Here is a 19,884-nt window from a genome sequence, read left to right as displayed (position 1 = left end):
GCTCCACCACGACCCCACGACGTTACTCCGCGCCTTACCGGGGATTGCGGGCCGGGGCGGGCATGCTCGGCTTCACGCCCGGATTCCGGGGCTGAGGACTAGGACGGAAACGGCAGGTGCGGTGATATGCGGCAAATGGCCCGAAGGAAGTTCGTGACGGGCGCGGCCGTGACGGTCGCGGGGGTGATGGCCTCGGCGGCAATGGCAGGTGACGCCGCCGCGGCCGCGCGGGACGGGGACCGTACGGGCAGGCCGGGCGGGCCCCGCGATGTGCTCCGGCGCGAGCTCCGGGGCATGTGGGTGGCCACGGTCGAGAACGTCGACTGGCCGTCGAAGCCGGGGCTGTCGGCCGCGGAGCAGCGGGCCGGGCTGATCGCGTACCTCGACGAGGCCGTCGCCCGACGGCTGAACGCGGTGATTCTCCAGGTCCGCCCCAGCGCCGACGCGCTGTGGCCCTCACCGTACGAGCCGTGGGCCAAGTGCCTCACCGGCGTCCAGGGAAAGGACCCGGGCTGGGATCCGCTGGGCACGGCCGTCCAGGAGGCGCACGCCCGCGGCCTGGAGTTGCACGCCTGGTTCAACCCGTACCGGGTCGCCAACCACGCCGATCCCTCCCGCCTGTCCGCCCGCCATCCCGCGCGGCTGCACCCCGAATGGGTCGTGCCGTACGGCGGGAAGCTCTACTACAACCCCGGACTGCCCGAGGTCCGGGCGTTCGTCCAGGACGCGATGCTCGACGCGGTCCGCCGCTACGACATCGACGCCGTCCACTGGGACGACTACTTCTACCCGTACCCGGTGGCCGGCCAGGGCTTCCCGGACGGTGCCGCGTACGCGACGTACGGCGCGGGCTTTCCGGACCTGGCTGCCTGGCGGCGCTCCAACACCGACAAGCTGGTGCGGGAGATGTCGGAGCGGATCAAGGCGCTCAAGCCGACCGTCCGGTTCGGCATCAGCCCGTTCGGCGTGTGGCGCAACGCCTCCACCGACCCGCTCGGCTCGCGGACCGAGGCGGGCGTGCAGACCTACGACGACCTGTACGCCGACACCCGCGGCTGGGTCAAGAAGGGGTGGATCGATCATGTCTGCCCGCAGTTGTACTGGAACATCGGCTTCGCTCCCGCCGACTACGCGGCACTGGTGCCCTGGTGGGGCGAGGTGGTCCGGGGTACGGGCGTGGATCTCTTCATCGGCGAGGCCCTGTACAAGGCGGGGGACCCGGCCCAGTCCGCGGCCTGGCAGGACCCTGCGGAGCTGTCCCGGCACGTCGACTTCGCCGCCGCGTACGACCAGGTCCGCGGCCACGTCTACTTCTCGGGGAAGAGCGTGGTCACGGACCGGATCGGCGCGATGGACCGGGTGGTGGCCGACCACTATCGCTCGCGGGCGCGCCCGCCCCGCTGACCGGCTGCCGGTTGCACGGCGCTCGTGCGGGCCCGGACGCCTCTAAGGGCTGACCTGTAATCCCTGGTCCCGGTTCCGGGCGGGCGTGTGCTGGACGACGCTGTCGGGGCCGGGGGCGATCAGGTGTTCATGTCCGTCCTCGAAGCGGACGCGGTACGGAGGAGTTCCCCCGTCCCCGAGCACTTCGACGATCTCTGCGACCCGGTCGTGCTGCCCCACGGTCCTGCCGTGCGTCAGCAGCCGGTCGCCGGTGTGTGCCTCCATCGGGAGTGACCTCCTCACGGGTGGCGTTCCATGTCGACAAGTCTATGACCGGCGGGCTCCGGCGCGCTGAGTGACAGCGATGCAGACGAGGACGGCGACCGCCGCCGCCGGGGCCGCCGGGGTGACCTCCTCGCCGAGCAGCAGGAACGACCAGATGAGCGTCAGCAGGGGTTGCGCGAGCTGAAGCTGGCTGGCCCGGGCGACGCCGATCTCGGCCATGCCGCGGTACCAGACGTACAGGCCGAAGAAGGTCGACGCCACGGACACCCAGACCAGTCCGATCACCCCGTGCGCGGTCAGCCGCACCGGCTCGTACGGCAACGCGACCGCGGCGCCCGCCGCCGCGAGGGGCACGGTGAGGATCAAAGCCCAGCCGGTCACCTGCCAGCCCGGCATCACCTTGGCCAGTCTGCCTCCCTCGGTGTAGCCCGCCGCGCAGACCAGCAGCGCGCAGAACAGGTAGAGGTCCCCGGCCGACAGGTCACCGCCGCTCTGCAGCACGGTGAAGGCGATCACCACCGCCGCTCCGGCGAGCGCCGCGATCCAGAACGCGCGAGGAGGCCGCGATCCGGTACGTACGGAGGAGAACATCGCGGTGGTCAGCGGCAGGAGGCCGACCACCACGGCCGCGTGCGAGGTCGTCGAGGTCTGCAGCGCCAGCGTGGTCAGCAGCGGGAAGCCCACGACGACCCCGCCCGCCACCACCGCGAGGCCGGCCCAGTGCTGCCGCTCCGGCACCCGCACCCGGGCCGCGAGCAGCACACCGCCCGCGATCGCGGCGGCCAGCAGACTGCGCAGCGCCACCAGGGACCAAGGGCCGAAGCTCTCCAGGCCCCAGGCGGTGGAGGGGAAGGTCAGCGAGAAGGAGACCACTCCGAGCAGGGCGAGCAGGGTGCCGTTCCGGCTCGCAGGGAGGGAATCGGGGGACGCGAGAGGTGCGGGGCCACCCGATGCAGGCCCGGTCCCCGACCGACCAACCGCTACTGTGGGACCCGTAATAGCGCTATCCTGTGCTGTCATGCAAGAGCGTAACAGCGTCGCCGAGTTGGCTGAAGTGCTTCGGGGTGAACTGAACCGCTACTCACCTGGTGAGAAGCTGCCGTCCAGTCGTGCACTCGTCGAACGGTTCCGGGCCAGTCCCGTCACCGTCTCGCGGGCCGTCGCCCAGCTCGCCGCCGAGGGGCTCGTCGTCACCCGTCCCGGCTCCGGCGCATTTCGCGCGCAGCCACCCACCGGTGTACGCCCGCCCGCCGACACCTCCTGGCAGGAGGTGTCGCTCAGCGGCGACGGTGGGCCCGAGGTGGTGCCCCGTACGGTCGACGCGTCCGGTCTCCTGGTCACGTTGACGCCGCCACCCACGGGGGTCGTCGAGTTCAACGGCGGCTATCTGCACAGCTCGCTCCAGCCCGAGCGGGCCATGGCGGCCGCCCTCGCCCGGGCCGGCCGCCGCCCCGGTGCCTGGAGCCGGCCGCCCACCGACGGGCTCACCGAACTGCGCGCCTGGTTCGCCCGTGAGATCGGCCCCGCGCTCACCGCGGCGGATGTGCTGATCACCGCGGGCGGCCAGAGCGCCCTGGCCACCGCGCTGCGGGCGCTGGCCCAGCCCGGCGCGCCCATCCTCGTCGAGTCGCCCACCTACCCCGGCATGCTGGCGGCCGCCCGGGCCGCCGGGCTGCGGCCGGTCCCCGTCCCCGTCGATGCCGACGGTGTGCGGCCCGATCTCCTCGACGCGGCCTTCCGGGCCACCGGCGCCCGTGTCCTGGTGTGCCAGCCCCTCTTCCAGAACCCGACGGGTGCCGTCCTCGCCGACGGCCGGCGTGCCGAGGTCGTACGGATCGCCCGCGGGGCGGGGGCGTTCGTCATCGAGGACGACTTCGCCCGCCACCTCGTGCACGACGACGCCGGACCGCTTCCCGCATCGCTGGCCGCCGACGACCCCGACGGAGTCGTCGTCCACGTCTGTTCGCTGACCAAGGCCACCTCGCCCAGCTTCCGGGTGGGCGCCCTCGCGGCCCGGGGGCCGGTCCTGGAGAGGCTGCGGGCCATCCAGGTCGTCGACAGCCTCTTCGTGCCCCGGCCGCTCCAGGAGGCCGCGCTGGAACTCGTCGGCTCTCCCGCCTGGGGCCGTCATCTGCGCTCCGTCTCCGCGGAGCTGCGCATCCGCCGCACCGCCATGATCACCGCGCTGCGCCAGGAGCTGCCCGGCCTCGCGCTGCCGCACATCCCCGCGGGCGGCGGCAACGTCTGGGTGCGTCTGCCCGATTCCGGCGCCGGTGCGGACGAGTCCGCCATGGTCGCCGCGGCCCTGCGCGGCGGTGTCGCCATCGCGCCGGGGCGGCCCTACTTCTGCGCCGAACCTCCCTCGCCCCAGGTCAGGCTGAGCTTTGTCGCGGTCGCAGGCCTCGCCGAGATCGCCGAGGGTGTGCGGCGGCTGAGCACCGCCTGGGAGGGCGTGCTCGACACCCCGGCCGATAGGGTCGGGTCATGACCGGAACGCCCCAGGAACGTTACGAGATATCGTCCGACCCCAGCCGGCTGGACGCTGACCGGATCCACAACTGGCTCTCCACCGACACCTACTGGGCCTTGGGGCGCACTCGGGAACATCAGGATCGCGCCATCGCCGGGTCGCTCAACTTCGGTGCCTACGACCTCGTGTCCGGCGAACAGGCCGGATACGCCCGGGTGGTGACCGATCTCGCGACGTTCGCCTGGCTCTGTGACGTGTACGTCGACCCCGCAGCCCGCGGGCACGGCCTGGGCGGACGGCTCGTCGCGGCGGCCCGCGACCACCTCGCCCCGACCGGTGTCCGCAGGTTCCTGCTCGCCACGGCCGATGCCCACGGTGTGTACGAGAAGGCCGGTTTTCGGCCGCTCGACAACCCGGACCAATGGATGTGCCTCCGGTTCGCCTGAGCCGGAAGCGCTTACGGCGGCACTCTTGACCTGCGCGGCGATCGGCTCCACGATCGCGCCCATGAGTGTTCGAGTCTCGCTCGTCGCCGCGGCACGCAGTTCCTCCCTGCTCGGTGAGCGCTTCGACGACGACCGGCCGCTCGACGAGGCCGGCTGGCACGAGGTCCAGTTCGCCGCCCCGGCCCTGGTGCCCCTGGGCGCGGCCGAGCTGCGTTACTGCTCGCCGACCGCCCGCAGCCGCGCCACCGGGGCGGCGCTCGGCTTCGCGCCGTTGGTCCAGCCCGACCTGCGCGACTGCGACATGGGGCGCTGGCGTGGCTGCACGCTCGCCGATGTCACCGCGCGCGAGCCGGCCGCCGTGGACGCCTGGCTGGCGGACCCGCGCTCGGCGCCGCACGGCGGCGAGCCGCTGCTCGCGTTCATCTCCCGGATCGGCAACTGGCTGGACACCCGCCCCGCCTGCGACGGCTCCATCGTCGCCGTAGCCGAACCGGCGGTCGTCCGGGCCGCCCTCGTCTACGCGCTGAAGGCTCCGCCGTCGACGTACTGGAACGTCGACGTCCGCCCGCTCTCCACGGTCACGCTCACCGGCCTGCCCCGCCGCTGGAGCCTCCGCCTGGAAACGGGGTCCCGCTGACCGCAGCCGCCCCCGGGTGCGCGCAAGGCGGAGCCGGCCGAGGCGGTGTACGTGTCGCCGTGACCGGAGGGGTTTCCGGGAGCGTCACGGAGACGGCAACGGCGGGACCGACTCGCCCTCGGTGTCGATGCGGGGGAGGATCCGGTCAAGCCACCGGGGCATCCACCATGCGCTCCGGCCCAGCAGCGTCATCACCGCGGGGACCAGCAGCAGCCGGACGATGGTGGCGTCGACGAGGACGCTGACCGCCAGTCCGAGCCCGAGCATCTTGACCACGATGTTGTCGCTGATGACGAAGGCGGCGAAGACGCTGACCATGATGAGCGCGGCGCAGGTGATCACCCGTGCGGTGATCTCCAGCCCGTGTGCCACCGCGCCCTTGCTGTCCCGGGTCCGCAGCCAGGCCTCGTGCACCCGGGCGATCAGGAACACCTCGTAGTCCATGCTCAGGCCGAAGACGATGGCGAACATCATCATCGGTACGTAGCTCTCGATGGGCACGGTTCCGGAGACCCCCAGGGACGGTCCGCCCCAGCCCCACTGGAAGACCGCCACCACCACCCCGTACGACGCGGCGATCGAGAGGAGGTTGAGGACGGCCGCCTTGACCGCGACGAGGACGCCGCGGAACACGATGAGGATGATGATGAAGGCGAGGCCGACCACGACGGCGATGATCAGGGGAAGCCTGCGGGCGATGATGTCGAGGAAGTCCTCCTGCGCCGCGGTCGTCCCGGTCACATAGGCGGAGGCGTCGGTGCCCGACACCCCCTGCGGCAGTACGTCGTCCTTGAGGTGGTTGAAGAGCGTGGTCGTGCCCGCGTCCTGCGGGGCCTCCTTGGACAGGGCGGTGCCGACGAGCAGCGCGTTGTCGTCCGTGGGCTGCAACGGGCTGACGCTGGCCGCGCCGGGGACGTCGGTGAGCGCCTTCTGGAGGCTGCTCGCCAGCGCTGAGCGGTCGGCGCTCGGCACCGACTGCTGATCGACGACCAGAGTGAACGGGCCGTTCGCGCCGGGTCCGAAACCCGTGGAGATCAGGTCGAACGCCCGCCGGTCGGTGAAGCTCGTCGGATCGGCTCCGTCGTCGATGTGCCCGAGACGGATGGAGAACAGCGGGATCGCGAGGACCCCCACCACGACCAGCCCGGCGAGCAGGAACCACCAGGGCCGCCGCTCCACCCGCTGGGCGTAGCGGTGCCAGCCGCCCTTCGCCTCGGCGCCGGGCCCGGCCCCGCCCTCGGCGACCGGCGGCCGGACCCGGTAGCGGTCGATCCGCCGGCCGACGAGACCGAGCAGGGCCGGGACCAGGGTGATCGCGCCGATGACCGCGGTGATCACGGTGACGGCGGCCGCGGCCCCGAGCTTGCCGATGAAGCTCACCCGGGAGACGTACAGACCGGCCAGCGCGACGATGACGGTGCAGCCGGACACCAGGACGGCGCGTCCGCTCGTGGCCACCGCCCGGCCGGCGGACCGGACCGGATCGGCGCCGTCCATGACGAGCTGACGGTGACGGGTGATCAGGAAGAGTGCGTAGTCGATCCCGACACCCAGTCCGATCATGGTGGCGAGCGTGGGTGAGACGCTCGCGAAGGTGGTGGCCGCGGCCACCAGCGACAGACAGCTCAGCCCGACGATCACACTGATCAGCGCGGTGAGCAGAGGGACGCCGGCGGCGATGATGCTGCCGAACCCGATGAGCAGCACGACCACGGCGACGGCGAAGCCGACGGCCTCGCTGGTGAGATCCTTGGTCTCCGGCCTGGCCAGCTCTCCCAGCGGGCCTCCGTACTCGACCTCCACACCGGCGGATCGCAGCGGCTTCACCGCCGTGTCGACCTGGTCGAGATAGGAATCGTCCAGCGAGGTCGGGTTCACGTCGAACCGCACGGTGATGTACCCGGTCTTGCCGTCCTTGGACAACGAGGTGGATGTCGCGGAGGAGGACGAGGGCAGCGGGTTCTGGGCGGACAGGACGTGCGGCAGCTTCTGGAGGTTCGCCACCACCTGGTCGACCTGGCTCTGCACCTCGGTCAGGGGCTTCTGCGCATCGTGCAGGACCACCTGCGCCCCGGTGCCGCCCGCCGCCGGATCGTGCGCCTTCAGCAGCTCGGCGCCGGTGTTGGACTGGGTGCCGGGCAGGCTGAAGTCGTCGGAGTACGTGCCTCCGAACGCGCTCTGGAGGGCGTGCAGCCCGCCGAGGGCGACCACCCACAGCACGATCACCACGACGAAGTGGCGCGCGCACCATTCGCCCAGCCGCAGCAGCCACCCCCCGCCCTTGCGCGCCGGTGGTGCGTACGTACTGCTGCCGCTGGGCGGGGCCATGGCGCTCTCCGGAGAAGGGGACGGGCTGTTCGGCCGGGGCGCTTCGCGTCCCGTGTGTCCACTTCGAGAACGTAGAGGCGGGTACGGAAACCGTGGCTCGCGACACGTTCGCCGGTCTGCCCGTTCCGCCGCACGGCCGGTAGTGGCGGCAGGCCGGGGCCGCCGTGCGCCGGAGGGCGTCCGGGGGCGGTCAGCCCTTCTGCTGCGCGCCGACGATGAGCGTGAGTGCCTCGGTGATGGCGGTCTCCGCCGTCGCCTTGTCGAGCCCGAGGCCGGTCAGCAGCCCGGCACCGTCCTCGTGCTCCAGCAGGGCCAGCAGGATGTGCTCCGTGCCGATGTAGTTGTGCCCCATCCGCAGAGCCTCCCGGAAGGTGAGCTCCAGGGCCTTGCGCGCAGCGGCGTTGTACGGGATGAGCTCGGGCAGCTCGCCCTCCGCAGCTGCCGGCAGTGCCTGTTCGGCGGCCTGGCGGACGGTGTCCAGGGCCACGCCCTGCGCCTTGATGAACGCCCCGGCGAGTGCCTCCGGCTCGCTGAGCAGCCCCAGCACGATGTGCTCGGTGCCGATCTCGGCGTTGCCCGCGGCGCGGGCCTCGTTCTGTGCGGCCATCACCACGTTCTTCGCGCGCGGGGTGAAGCGGCTGAAGCCCTGGCTGGGGTCGAGCTCGGACAGCTCGCCGGGGTCCTTGGCCACGAACCGCTTCTGGGCTGCCTGCCGGGTCACGCCCATACTCTTGCCGATGTCCGTCCAGGACGCACCGGAACGCCGCGCCTGGTCCACGAAGTGGCCGATCAGGTGGTCGGCAACGTCGCCGAGGTGGTCCGCCGCGATGACGGCGTCCTGAAGCTGGTCGAGGGCGTCGGGGTGGACCTTCTTGATGGCTGCGATGAGGTCGTCGAGACGGACGGGATTCGTCATGCCCACGGGATTCGTCATGTGTCAACGGTAGGTTGACAGTACGACGGTGTCAACTGTCGGTTGACAGTGATCGCGTCCGGGGCGCGGCGCCGCCCCGGCACGACAGAACGCGCCGGCCGACGGTGTCGTCGGCCGGCGCGTCCGGTGCGCTGGTCTGCGAGCGATCCGGGGTCAGAGGGTCCCGGAGTCGGCGATGGTGACCTTCGCCTTGGTGCGACCACTCTGCGAGCCGAGGCCCTCGATCTTCGTGACCAGGTCCATGCTCTCCTGGTCGGCGACCTCGCCGAAGACCACGTGCTTGCCGTCCAGCCACGAGGTCACGATGGTCGTGATGAAGAACTGCGAGCCGTTGGAGTTCGGGCCGCTGTTCGCCATGGAGAGGAGGCCGGGCTTGGTGTGCGCCAGCTTGAAGTTCTCGTCGTCGAACTTCGCGCCGTAGATGCTCTTGCCGCCCGTGCCGTCGCCGCGGGTGAAGTCGCCGCCCTGCAGCATGAACTCGGGGATGACCCGGTGGAAGGACGAACCCTTGTAGCCGTAGCCGTGCTCGCCGGTGGCCAGCTGGCGGAAGTTGTCCGCGGTCTTGGGAACGACGTCGTCGTACAGGTTGAAGACGATCCGCCCGGCGGGCTCGTCGTTGATGGTGATGTCGAAGTAAACCTTGCTCGTCATGGAACCATCCTGACATCTGCTCCCGTGGCTCCGACGGGCGGGCGCGTCCAAACACCGCTCACGGGTGACCGGCCAGGGGCATGTGGTGGACACTCCGCCAAAGCCCCCGGCCCGGTCGCGCCCGCTCCGTCACACCCCCGTGCTGCCGTCGATCCGCTCCCGCAGCAGGTCGGCGTGGCCGCTGTGGCGGGCGTACTCACCGATCATGTGGGTGTAGATCCACCGCAGGCTCACCTCGCCGCCCATGAAGGGGGCCGTGTCCTCCAGCGACCGGGCGGCGCAGTTGGCCCGGGACACGGCGATCTCCTCCTGCCAGCCGGCGCAGGCTCCCGCGAAGGTCCGGCCGCCGGAGAGCTCGAACCCTCCGTCGTGGCCGCCGGGGCCTGCCGGTGTCCCGTCGGCGGGCGGGAGGTCCTCGCCGGTCAGTACCCGGCGGAACCAGTTCCGCTCGACCTCCGTCAGGTGCTGGACCAGTCCCATCAAGGTCAGCGACGACGGGGGTACGGAGGCGTGGCGCACCTGCTCGTCGGTGAGGCCCGCACATTTCACCGCCACGGTGGCCCGGTAGAAATCGAGCCAGGCGGCCATGTTGGTGTGCTCGTCGGCGTTCAGGGGCGGCATGGGGCGTTCGGTGCTCGTCATGATCACCGATGCTGCCAGGACAGTCGGGTCTGACAACCGGGTCTACCGAACGGGTCCGACAGCCGGGCCGCCATGATCACGGCCGGGCGTCGGCCGCTCCGTCCTACGGCCGGCGGCGGGGCTTGCCGCGCTTGGCGCCCGACGCACCCTTGGCACCGCGCGCGCCACCCTTCGTCCCCTTCGCGCCACCGGAGCCGCCCCGCGGGTTCTTCCCCGCGGACGCACCCGCCGCGGGCTTGCGCCGCGTACCGCCGCTCTCGGTGCGTTTCGACTTCGGCTTCGGCTCCGCGGGCGCCGTGCTGCGGCCCCGAGAGCTGTTCACGGTCCGTCCGCGGACGATCCCGATGAAGTCCTCCACCAGGTCGGTGGTCCTGTCCTCGGGCCAGGACAACGCGATCCGCGACTCGGGCGCGTCCGACAGCGGACGGTAGGTGAGGTCCTTGCGGTGGTGCAGTCGGGCGAGCGATTGCGGGACGACGAGGACACCCACTCCCGCCGCCACCAGCTCGACGGCGTCCGCCGTCGTGGCCGGGCGCTCGATCGCGGGTTTGCCGGGGAGCTCCTCCCAGCCGAGGGTGTCGTCGAGCGGATGCAGCACGATGTCGTCGCCCAGCTCCGCGAGGGAGACCTCGTCGACCGCCGCCGCCACGTGGTCCTTGGGGATCACGACGACGGTCTGCTCGGTGTAGAGCGGGATCGCGCTGAGATCCGGGCCGTCGACCGGCAACCGGACGAAGCCCGCGTCGGCGCCGCCGTCGCGCAGCAGGGCCGGCGCCTCGGCGGCGGGCACCGCGACGAGAGTCAGGGGGACGTCGGGCAGGCGCTCGTTCCAGATACGCACCCACTTGGTGGGCGTCACCCCCGGGACATACGCGAGCCGGAACGAAGGGGATACTTCCGAGCCTGTCACCCCGCCAGGTTACCGGTCGTGGTCAGAGGTGGCGCACACGCTCGATACTCTTGGACCATGACGTCGCACCAGACCACCCAGACAATGAAGCCCGCGACCGCGGCGAAGAAACTGGGTGTGTACCTCGAGGCCACCCCCACCGAGTTCCAGGAGGGTGTCGTCTCGCGCGCCGAGCTGGCGGCTCTCCAGTCCGATCCGCCCGAGTGGCTGCAGGAACTGCGACGCAACGGCCCGCACCCGCGCCCGGTGGTCGCGTCCAAGCTGGGCGTCTCCATCTCCGGCCTCGCCCGCGGAGGCGTCACGGACGCTCTCACCACGGAACAGATCGACGCCCTGAAGCAGGACAACCCCGAGTGGCTGCAGAAGGAGCGGGCCACGCAGGCGGAGGTCCGCAAGGAAACCGTACGCATCAAGGAGCGGAACGCAGAGCGCAAGGACGCGTCGTAGCGCTCGCACCCGACTCCCGAAGACCGTCATGTGGGTGGTCTCCGTTCCCTCGCCGACCGGCGGGACGGAGGCCACCCACACGTCGTTTCCGCGCAATGGCAGCTGCTCGGCGCGCAGTCGCCGGCCCGAAAAGCGGATGACGGCCGGCCGGACCCTGCGTACCGTGGTCCCCATGGGAACGCTGTGATCGCCCCGCCCACGACCGCGTAGAGCTCAGCTCCGCCGTCGTGGTGCCGAATTCGTCCTCGAATCCGTTCTTTCGGCATGTCCGGGAACAGGGGCTGATCCATGCACCCAGCACACTCCGCACAACTCTCCCTGCACGGCGTCACCAAGCGTTACGGCGACCGCACCGTGCTCCGACAGGTCTCGTTCAGCCTCGCGCCCGGCGAGAAGGCCGGTGTCGTCGGCGACAACGGGGCAGGCAAGTCCACACTGCTCCGTCTCCTCGCGGGCGAGGAACGGCCCGACACGGGCGAGGTGTCCGTCATCGCGCCCGGCGGGACGGGGTATCTCGCCCAGGCCATCGGGCTGACTCCGCAGGCCACGGTCCAGGACGCCGTCGACGTGGCGCTGGGGGAGCTGCGCGCCCTCGAATCCGAACTGCGCAGGGCCGAGTCCGCGCTGGCCGAATCACCGCCCGGCCCGGAGCTGGAGTCGGCCCTCGCCGCGTACGCGCGCCTGACCGAGCAGTACGAGGCGCGCGACGGCTACGGTGCCGGCACCCGGGTGGACACCGCGATGTACGGGCTGGGCCTGCCCTGGCTGTCCCGGGACCGGCCGCTGGGCACGCTCTCCGGCGGCGAGCGGTCCCGGCTGGCGCTGGCCGCGACACTCGCGTCCCGCCCCGAACTGCTCCTGCTGGACGAGCCGACCAACGACCTCGACGACCGGGCGGTCGGCTGGCTGGAGGACCATCTGCGGGCCCACCGCGGAACGGTCGTCGCTGTCACCCATGACCGGATGTTCCTGGAGCGCATCACCGCCACGGTCCTGGAGGTCGACGGCGGCCGCGTCTCCCGCCACGGCAACGGCTACGCCGGTTACCTCACCGCCAAGGCCACCGAACGCCGGCGGCGCCAGGAGCGGTACGACGAGTGGCGGGCCGAACTCGACCGCAGCCACCGGGTGGCCGAGACCAACGCCGTCCGCCTGGACGCCATCCCGCGCAAACTGACGAAGCCCGGCTCCGGAGCCGGTGCGTTCCGTGCGCGCGGGCGCGCCCACGGCGCGATGAGCCGTATCCGCAATGCGAAGGAGCGGGTCGAGCGGCTCACCACGAACCCGGTGACACCGCCGCCGGACCTCCTGTCCTTCACGGCCCGCATCGCCACCGCGAGCGGTCCGGGCGAGACCCCGGCCGCGTCCCTGGACCATGTCGTCGTCGAGGGCCGGCTGAAGGTGCCGGAGCTACGGATCGGACCGGCCGAGAGGTTGCTGGTCACCGGCCCCAACGGCGCCGGCAAGAGCACCCTGTTGAGGGTCCTGGCCGGGGAACTCCGGCCGGACACGGGCGACGTGGGAGTCGCCGGGAAGGTGGGGCACCTGCGCCAGGAGGAGACACCGTGGCCGCCGGGTGCGACCGTCCTGTCGGCGTTCGCCCACGGCCGCCCCGGCGACCGGGACGAGCACGCCGACCGGCTGCTGTCGCTCGGCCTGTTCGAGCCGGCCGCCCTGCGGCTGCGCGTCGGGGACCTCTCGTACGGCCAGCGGCGCCGCATCGAACTCGCCCGGCTGGTCAGCGAGCCGGTGGACCTGCTCCTGCTGGACGAGCCGACCAACCACCTCTCGCCCGCTCTCGTGGAGGAACTGGAGGCGGCGCTGACCGGCTACACGGGCGCGCTGGTGCTGGTCACCCACGACCGCCGGATGCGGACGCGGTTCAGGGGCACCCGGCTGGAAATGAGTGAGGGCGCCGTCACCGGCGGACCCTGAGCCGGCCGGCTCGGAGGGGACGGCGGTGACACCGCCGCCCCCTCCAGGGAGCCCTTAGGGTTACGCCCATGCTGGAGGGGATCGACGACATCGACTGGGCGGCACTGGAGCACGCCTACGGGCCGGCGGACGATGTCCCCGCTCTGCTGCGGGCGGCCGGATCGACGGACGCCGGGATCCGCGACGAGGCCGTGGACGAGCTGTACGTCTCCCTCTGCCACCAGGGCTCGGTCTACTCGGCGACGGCGCCGGCCGTGCACTTCGTCGCGCGGCTCGCCCTGGACGGGCCCGGCGACCGGCAGCCGCTGCTGTGGCTGCTGCACAGCGCGGCCGACGGCGCGGGACGCGAACGGCCGCAGGCGCGACGGGCGGTGGCCACGGTCCTTCCGGCTCTCCTCGGACTCGCGGCAGACCGGGACCCGGGCGTCCGGCGCACCATGGTGTGGATCATCGCCGCCTGCGAAGAGGCCTCCCTGCCGCTGCTCCCGCTGCTGCGGGCCCGGCTGGAGACGGAGGACGACGCGGAGGTGCGGGCGGATCTCGTCACGGCCCTCGGCCTGCTCGACGTCTCGCCGGACCTCAGCAGGGTGCGCAACCAGGACCTGCTCTCCGCGCCGGAGCCGTCGGTGCGCAGGGCCGCGGCGACGGACCTGCTGCGTACGGCCCCGCTGCCGCTGCCGCCCGCGCTCGTGGAATCGGCGCTCGACGCCCGGGAGGCCGCACCCGGCGACGGCGACACGCACCATCCGTGGCCCGCTTCCCACGTCCCGCTCACGCAACGGCTGATGGACGACCCGGACGCCGCCCTGCGCGCCGTCGAGCGAGGACTGCCGATGGCCTGGGAGCTCACCGAGACCTGGCGCGACCGTGAGAGGGACGTCCTGCCGTGGCTCGCGGCGACGGCAACGGACGCCGAGGGCCTCTGCCGGGTGGCCCGCGTGGGTGCCGCGCTGCCGGGCGGGGAGACGGCCCCGTGGCTGGAGCCCCGGCTGCGGTCCGACGCCCCCGACGTCCGGATCGCGGCAACGCTTGCCGCGGTGCGGCTGCGCGTGCCGGGCGCCCTCGGCCTCGTCCTGCGGCTGATGGACGAACTGCCGGAGGAGGCGGCCTCGCTGCAGCTGACCCCTCTCGGCACGCCCGGCGCGGTCGTGACCACGGCGGTGGAGGTGTTCGGCGCGGATGCAGAACCGGTGGCCCGGCGGGTCGCGGCCCGGCCTCGTGCCGAGTGGCTCGACGCCCTGCTTCCCTTTCCCGGGCTCGCGGCCGGCTGCGTGGACGACCTGGTCCGGCCGCTGCCCGCCTCGGCCGGGGTGCTGGCCGTGCTGGGGCCGGCGGCCGGCCGGGAGGCGGCACGAGCCCTGCGGGCACGGGCCGTGGCGGGTGACGTGTCGGCAGCGCTGGCGCTGGTGCGGGTCGACGGGGACGCCGAGCCGGCTGTACGGGCGGTGCACATGCTGCCGGACGCGGTGGCGCGACGTGCGGCAGCGGTCCGGGTGGCGGGCGAACTCGGCCCAGCGGCCGCCGTGTTGATGCCGCTGCTGGAAGAACGGCTGACGGCGCCGCCCCGGGCGGTCCGTGCGGGCGCGGCTGCCCCGCTCTCGCGTGTCCCGGGCCGCCCGCCCGCCGCGGCGCCGGTCGTCGCGGACCGGCTGACCCGCCGAGGCGGCCTGCACGAACCGCACCTCGGCGCGCTGCGCGCACTCACGGCGATGCGCCTGCTCCCGGCGGCGGCCCGCCCCGCGGTCGAGCACATCGTCTCCTCACAGCGCCGCGTCGTCAGCTCCTTTCCCTGCGACGGCACCCCGCACCCGGACCTCGCGGCGAGGGAGCTGGCACGGGAACTGCTGGCGGTGACCGGCTGAGGGACGTGGGCGTGCCTGCCAGGAGCTCCGAGAAGAACACAGGGGCGCCGAGAAGAACAGGGGCGCCGAGAAGAACAGGGGCGCCGAGAAGGAGAGGAACGTCGAGAAGGACGGGAGCGTCGAGAACGCTGCGAAATGCCGAAAGAGAAAGGCAAGGAGGTTTTCCCACTCCTTGCCTTCTTAAAGATATAGCGCACCGGGGGGCTTGCGGCAAGGCCCCCGGTGTGCCGCAAGATGATCGACCGCAGCCGGAACCTGCGGAGACGGCGAATGTGCGAGGGCTGCGCATTCTCGTCGAAGCAAGGGCCGTCCGGGCCCGGTTGAACCGCCGGAGCGACCGACCGCACGGATGCGGATGGGCGAGCAGGCGAACCGCGCCGGAGCGGCAGGCCGAAGTCTGATCTCTTGAATGGGTGTTTCGATGATTGACGTGATCGTGGTCGGCGGCGGACCGACCGGTTTGATGCTGGCCGCCGAATTGCGGCTGCACGACGTGCACGTGGTCGTGCTGGAGAAGCTGACCGGACCGACGGGGGAGTCCCGCGGACAGGGCCTTCACGCGCGCAGCGTCGAGATGATGGACCAGCGCGGCCTGCTGGACCGGTTCCTGGCGGTGAGTGAGAAGTTCCAGGTGGGTGGTCTCTTCGGCGGCATCGCCACGGCGTGGCCGGAGCAGCTGGAGACGGCTCATCCGTACGGCGTCGCCACTCCGCAGCCGGTCACGGAGCGGCTGCTCGAAGAGCGTGCCGTCGAACTCGGTACCGAGATCCGGCGCGGCTGCGAAGTGATCGGGCTGAGTCAGTCCGAAGACGGGGCCGATGCCGGTGTGACCGTCGAGCTGGCGGACGGCACCGAACTGCGCTCGCGCTATCTCGTCGGGTGCGACGGCGGCCGGAGCACGGTCCGCAAGCTCCTCGGCGTCGGCTTCCCCGGCGAGCCCGCCACCGTCGAGACGCTCCTGGGAGAGATGGAGGTGACCGAGGATCCGGAGAAGATCGCCGCCGTCGTCGCGGAGGTCCGCAGGACCCAGTTGCGGTTCGGCGTCAGCCCCGCCGAGAACGGGGTGTGCCGGGTCGTCGTGCCCGCCGACGGCGTCACCGAGGACCGTACGGCCCCGCCGACGCTGGAGGATTTCAGGCAGCAGTTGCGGGCGGTCGCGGGCACCGACTTCGGCGTGCACTCGCCGCGCTGGATGTCCCGGTTCGGCGACGCCACCCGGCAGGCCGAGCGCTATCGGACCGGCCGGGTGCTGCTGGCCGGCGACGCGGCGCACATCCACCCGCCGACCGGCGGGCAGGGGCTCAACCTCGGCGTCCAGGACGCGTTCAACCTCGGCTGGAAACTGGCCGCCGCGGTCGACGGCTGGGCACCGGAGGGACTGCTGGACAGCTACCACGCCGAACGGCACCCGGTGGGCGCCGCCGTGCTGGCCAACACCCGCGCGCAGATCACGCTGCTGGGGACCGATCCGGGTGCGACCGCGCTGCGTGAGCTGTTCGCGAAGCTGCTGGACTTCGAGGAGGTCAACCGGTACGTGACCGGGATGATCACCGCGGTCGACATCCGCTACGACTTCGGCGAGGGCCACGAACTGCTCGGCCGCCGGATGCGGGACGTGGAGCTGGAGGGCGGGCGACGCCTCTACTCGCTGATGCACGAGGGGCGCGGGCTGCTCCTCGACCGGACGGGTCGGTTCTCGGCGGCGGGCTGGTCGGACCGGGTCGACCACGTCGTCGACGTCAGCGAGGAACTGGACGTGCCCGCAGTCCTGTTGCGTCCCGACGGCCACGTGGCGTGGGCCGGTGAGGACCAGCAGGAGCTGCTCGACCGGCTGCCCCGGTGGTTCGGCGCTGCCGCCCACTGAGCCCGGCGCCACCGGGCGTCCCGGCCGGCCACGCACGACCGGTGTCCCGTCCCCGGCACCCGTAAGGGTGGGGACGGGACGTGTCCGGTCGGCGCAGCGGGTCAGGAGGCGACGAAGCGCGCGATCTGTCCCAGCACGATCGTGTCCGCCAGGTACCCGATGTGGGTCTGGCAGGCCACGTTGTGGTTCGTCGCGCCGCTCAGCCTGGTGCTGGTGTACGGGAGGATGACGCCGTCGCACGCCGAGTACCAGGTGGCGTAAGCGGTGTCGCCCGGTGTCTCGTCGCCGGAGGAGATCTGGGAGATGAACGACGAGCCCGGGTACATCTGCTGACAGGTCGTGTAGATCAGGCAGGCACTGGCGAACGTGGTTCCGTGGTTCGCGCCCGCGATGGAGGCGAGGTGGCTGACGCTGGTGTTCCCGCCCAGGACCTTCAGGTAGTACTGGCTGACGAGGCCGCCCATCGAGTGATTGACGATCGCGACCTTGCTCGCGCCCGTCCGGGCCTTCACGTTGTTGACGAAGGAGGCCAGGCCCTGGGCGTTGGTGACGTTGTTGCCGTAGGAGTTGTACTCGTAGGCGAAGAGCTTGGAGCTGGACCAGCCGTTGAGTTGGAAGACGCTCATGGCGGTGACCCAGTTGGAGGCGTTGCCGGTGTACCCGTGGACGAAGACGACCGGGGTGCTGGTCGACAGGGGCTGAACGGCGGCTTCGGCGGACCGTGTGGTCGAGGTGGCCGCGGTCTCGGCCGCGCCGGCCGTCGACGGCGAGCCGAACAGGGTGAACGCGACCGCGGCAGCCGCGAGAACGCCGAGAAGCCGGCGGGGTGAACGACGACGCATGGAGCACTCCTGACAAGGGTGTGGGGAGGCGGGGATGCAGATGCCTGCTTGGATCAGAGTCGGGGTGCGCGGCGCGGGCGGCATCGGCGATTTCACCGGTGTCCGGCCCTGATCCGCCGGACCGCCCTTAACATCGGCGTCCATGGGGACCTACCTCGACGGATTGATCGAGACGCGTACGGCGGGCGGGGCGTGGAAAGCGGAGGTCGACCTGCTCGGATTCGACCTCTGGAAGGCCCGGTACGCCCGCGAGTGCCTGTTCGGCTACGGCGGGAGCCTCGGGGTGGAGCGGCCCCTGTTCGACCAGCGGGGATGGCCGGAGGACGCCTGCGAGGAGGTGCCGAAGGAGTGTGACGAACTGAACCACAGCCACTCGTACGCGACGTGGGCCGAGATCGCGGCGGTTGACTGGGACGCACCGCTCTGCGACGGCCCCGACGGGAACCGTCTGGGGGAGTGGCGGCCGGGGCCGGACGGCGAGCTCGTCCTGGAAGACGTGGTCCGGGCGCCGGTTGACGTGCTCGACGCGGCGGAGGAGCTCTTCGGCGAGGACCTGTTCCCGTCCGAATGGCCGCCGGGCGGCCAGGTTCGTCTGAACGGCTCCGTCTACCGGCCGGTGGTCCTCACGGCCGGGATGTTCGTTCCGCCGGACGGCCGTTGGGCCCCGGTGTGGGCGTCGATGAGAGAGCTGGCGGCCGGGTACGGGAACGAGAACGTTCGCCTGGTGGTCTGGTTCGGCTGACCCGGATTCCCGACCGGCCGGACGGGCTCAGCCGTCAACGGTGCCGAACCGCGGCGTTCCCATCCGGTCGACCTGGTGCGCGACGGCCGTTCTCCGTCGCGCACCAGGTCGTAGGTCATCCCGTCGGCTCACCGCTGGTGCCGGGGGAAGCAAGGCGGTCTCAGGAGACGTGCTCGTGGCGCATCCGCGGGAACCGGCCGTCGTGAAAGAGCAGTGGGGTCTCGGGGCCGTGCCCGACCTGGTGTATCCGGAAGGTGATGACCGTGTGGTCGCCCGCGGGGAGTTCCCCGGCGACCTCGCAGTCCATCCAGGAGCTCGCGCCCTCGACGAAGAGCGGCCCGTGTCCGGTCACGCGCGTGCTGAGGCCGGCGAACCTGTCCGCATCCTTCGCCGCAAGCTGGCGGCAAGCCGCGCCCTGGTGCTCGGCGAGCACCGAGGCGCCGATCCGCCCGGCCTTCTTCAGGACGGGCCACGTCGAGGAGTCGTTCCGCACCGAGAACAGCGCCATGGGCGGGTCGTAGGAGACTCCCACCGCCAGCGATGTGGCGACCATCCCATAAGGCGATCCGTCGACCACCGAGCAGAGGGCCACAACCGCCGCGGGGAACCCACCGAAGACGGCGCGGACCTGGTCGGAGTGAGCGACCGCAGGCGCGAGGACCGCGGCATCGGTGCCGAACCGCCGATCGAGGCCCGCGATCGTCATATCGCGCCAGCCTTGAAACCGGAGGCGGCACGGATCTGGCGGAGCCCGACGGCATTCGCCTCGACCCAGGCACCGACCACCTCGTGCGCGCGCTCCATGAGCGGGGTCTCCAAGTAGAAGCCCCTGGTCGGCACCAGGGCACCGAGTTCAACCAGGAGCGGGCGCAGGTTCACCTCGGGGGCCATGGAGTGGCCGTTGTCGGCCCCCATCATCAGAGGGATGGCGCACACGTCCTTCAGGCCGAGGGTCGGGTAGCGGTCGAGGAAGCTCTTCAGCAGGCCCGTGTAGGTCGCCTTGTAGGTGGGCGAGGCAAAGATCACGAGGTCGCTCGCGGCGACCGTGTCGTTCAGCTCCGCCATGTGGACGGAGGGCCACGCGAAGATCTCCGCCACGTGCTCGGCCAGGTCGATCGTCGTGATCTCGTCACCAGGCTCGGCGATGGCGTCCGCAAGTGCTTGAGCTAGGCCGAGAGTCCGCGAACCTGCCTTGGGGTTCCCCGCGACAACGCTGATTCTCACGACAGCCTCCAATCGTCATCACGATGGTGGCGAGCGAACCCGTCAACTGCCTGCTCTGCAGCGGCATCCGGGCGCGCGCGCCAGTTCGGAAGGTGCCACCAAGAGCTGTGTCCCGGGGGCGGGTCACGCCGGCTTGCAGCGCCCCTCCGGACACGGGCCTGGTCGCCGCCCGGTCAACATTCCAACAGTGGATCGCATCAGCACATGACGCACCGTCGGGTGCTCGCCGCTCTGCGACTGGATCCGGCTGATGTCAGTAAGGTCTTGTCCGTGCCACAGGCC

At 71.6% G+C, this 19,884-nt stretch carries 19 protein-coding genes; 9 read left to right on the top strand and 10 right to left on the bottom strand.

Annotated features, from left to right (window positions below; translation table 11 throughout):
• The first annotated feature begins 126 nt into the window (after positions 1-126).
• Positions 127-1,404, top strand: coding sequence for a glycoside hydrolase family 10 protein (locus SH922_RS06980; protein ID WP_393055982.1), 1,278 nt, complete (start codon positions 127-129; stop codon positions 1,402-1,404).
• A 42-nt stretch (positions 1,405-1,446) separates the two neighbouring features.
• Here the strand turns inward: SH922_RS06980 and SH922_RS06975 are convergent, their stop codons facing one another.
• Together SH922_RS06975 and SH922_RS06970 are read right to left on the bottom strand one after the other, a co-directional pair.
• Positions 1,447-1,668 (bottom strand): DUF1918 domain-containing protein, encoded by a 222-nt coding sequence (locus tag SH922_RS06975; protein WP_393055979.1) that lies wholly within the window; start codon positions 1,666-1,668, stop codon positions 1,447-1,449.
• 42 nt (positions 1,669-1,710) lie between these two features.
• Positions 1,711-2,688, bottom strand: coding sequence for a DMT family transporter (locus SH922_RS06970; RefSeq protein ID WP_393055976.1), 978 nt, complete (start codon positions 2,686-2,688; stop codon positions 1,711-1,713).
• On the opposite strand from SH922_RS06970, the gene SH922_RS06965 reads away from it, so the two are divergent.
• From SH922_RS06965 to SH922_RS06955, 3 genes are all read left to right on the top strand, one after another.
• Complete coding sequence (locus tag SH922_RS06965) at positions 2,687-4,156, top strand: PLP-dependent aminotransferase family protein (protein ID WP_393055973.1); 1,470 nt, start codon at positions 2,687-2,689, stop codon at positions 4,154-4,156. The genes SH922_RS06970 and SH922_RS06965 overlap by 2 nt on opposite strands.
• A complete protein-coding gene (locus SH922_RS06960) occupies positions 4,153-4,584 on the top strand; it encodes a GNAT family N-acetyltransferase (protein WP_393055970.1) in 432 nt (143 codons plus the stop codon). Before SH922_RS06965 ends, SH922_RS06960 begins: the two co-directional genes overlap by 4 nt.
• A gap of 61 nt (positions 4,585-4,645) precedes the next feature.
• A complete protein-coding gene (locus SH922_RS06955; protein WP_393055966.1) occupies positions 4,646-5,221 on the top strand; it encodes a histidine phosphatase family protein in 576 nt (191 codons plus the stop codon).
• Positions 5,222-5,305: 84 nt separating this feature from the next.
• Here SH922_RS06955 and SH922_RS06950 read toward each other — a convergent pair whose 3' ends face one another.
• The 5 genes from SH922_RS06950 to SH922_RS06930 form a co-directional block, all read right to left on the bottom strand.
• On the bottom strand, positions 5,306-7,549 hold the full coding sequence (locus SH922_RS06950; RefSeq protein ID WP_393055963.1) for an MMPL family transporter: 2,244 nt from the start codon (positions 7,547-7,549) through the stop codon (positions 5,306-5,308).
• Between the two features lie 190 nt (positions 7,550-7,739).
• A complete protein-coding gene (locus SH922_RS06945; protein WP_393055960.1) occupies positions 7,740-8,483 on the bottom strand; it encodes a Clp protease N-terminal domain-containing protein in 744 nt (247 codons plus the stop codon).
• A gap of 153 nt (positions 8,484-8,636) precedes the next feature.
• Positions 8,637-9,134 carry a peptidylprolyl isomerase gene (locus SH922_RS06940; protein WP_393055957.1) on the bottom strand — a complete coding sequence of 166 codons (498 nt, stop codon included), beginning with the start codon at positions 9,132-9,134 and terminating at the stop codon, positions 8,637-8,639.
• A gap of 129 nt (positions 9,135-9,263) precedes the next feature.
• Entirely contained in the window at positions 9,264-9,776 is a 513-nt protein-coding gene (locus SH922_RS06935; RefSeq protein ID WP_393055954.1) for a DinB family protein, read from the bottom strand.
• Positions 9,777-9,879: 103 nt separating this feature from the next.
• Complete coding sequence (locus tag SH922_RS06930; protein ID WP_393055950.1) at positions 9,880-10,686, bottom strand: LysR substrate-binding domain-containing protein; 807 nt, start codon at positions 10,684-10,686, stop codon at positions 9,880-9,882.
• A 57-nt stretch (positions 10,687-10,743) separates the two neighbouring features.
• Between SH922_RS06930 and SH922_RS06925 the strand changes: the two genes are divergently transcribed.
• The 4 genes from SH922_RS06925 to rox all read left to right on the top strand — a co-directional run bounded on the left by SH922_RS06925 (position 10,744) and on the right by rox (position 16,794).
• Positions 10,744-11,133, top strand: a complete 390-nt coding sequence (locus SH922_RS06925; protein ID WP_393055947.1) for a DUF5997 family protein — start codon at positions 10,744-10,746, stop codon at positions 11,131-11,133.
• Positions 11,134-11,421: 288 nt separating this feature from the next.
• On the top strand, positions 11,422-13,068 hold the full coding sequence (locus tag SH922_RS06920) for a TlrC/CarA/OleB/SrmB family ABC-F type ribosomal protection protein (protein WP_393055944.1): 1,647 nt from the start codon (positions 11,422-11,424) through the stop codon (positions 13,066-13,068).
• A 68-nt stretch (positions 13,069-13,136) separates the two neighbouring features.
• Positions 13,137-14,930: a hypothetical protein gene (locus SH922_RS06915; RefSeq protein ID WP_393055941.1), complete on the top strand. Its 1,794-nt coding sequence runs from the start codon at positions 13,137-13,139 to the stop codon at positions 14,928-14,930.
• Positions 14,931-15,351: 421 nt separating this feature from the next.
• Positions 15,352-16,794, top strand: a complete 1,443-nt coding sequence (rox, locus tag SH922_RS06910; protein WP_393055938.1) for a rifampin monooxygenase — start codon at positions 15,352-15,354, stop codon at positions 16,792-16,794.
• A 101-nt stretch (positions 16,795-16,895) separates the two neighbouring features.
• Here rox and SH922_RS06905 read toward each other — a convergent pair whose 3' ends face one another.
• Complete coding sequence (locus SH922_RS06905) at positions 16,896-17,636, bottom strand: esterase/lipase family protein (protein WP_393055934.1); 741 nt, start codon at positions 17,634-17,636, stop codon at positions 16,896-16,898.
• A 142-nt stretch (positions 17,637-17,778) separates the two neighbouring features.
• On the opposite strand from SH922_RS06905, the gene SH922_RS06900 reads away from it, so the two are divergent.
• Positions 17,779-18,378, top strand: a complete 600-nt coding sequence (locus SH922_RS06900; RefSeq protein WP_393055931.1) for a hypothetical protein — start codon at positions 17,779-17,781, stop codon at positions 18,376-18,378.
• 160 nt (positions 18,379-18,538) lie between these two features.
• Here SH922_RS06900 and SH922_RS06895 read toward each other — a convergent pair whose 3' ends face one another.
• Both SH922_RS06895 and SH922_RS06890 read right to left on the bottom strand, forming a co-directional pair.
• On the bottom strand, positions 18,539-19,084 hold the full coding sequence (locus tag SH922_RS06895) for a flavin reductase family protein (protein WP_393055928.1): 546 nt from the start codon (positions 19,082-19,084) through the stop codon (positions 18,539-18,541).
• Positions 19,081-19,602, bottom strand: a complete 522-nt coding sequence (locus SH922_RS06890) for an NADPH-dependent FMN reductase (RefSeq protein ID WP_393055925.1) — start codon at positions 19,600-19,602, stop codon at positions 19,081-19,083. Before SH922_RS06890 ends, SH922_RS06895 begins: the two co-directional genes overlap by 4 nt.
• Between the last annotated feature and the right edge of the window lie 282 nt (positions 19,603-19,884).

It is taken from the genome of Streptomyces sp. LN549 (assembly GCF_043203805.1).
In the GTDB taxonomy this organism is placed as follows: Bacteria; Actinomycetota; Actinomycetes; order Streptomycetales; family Streptomycetaceae; genus Streptomyces.
This window is presented reverse-complemented; position numbering and strand designations above follow the sequence as displayed.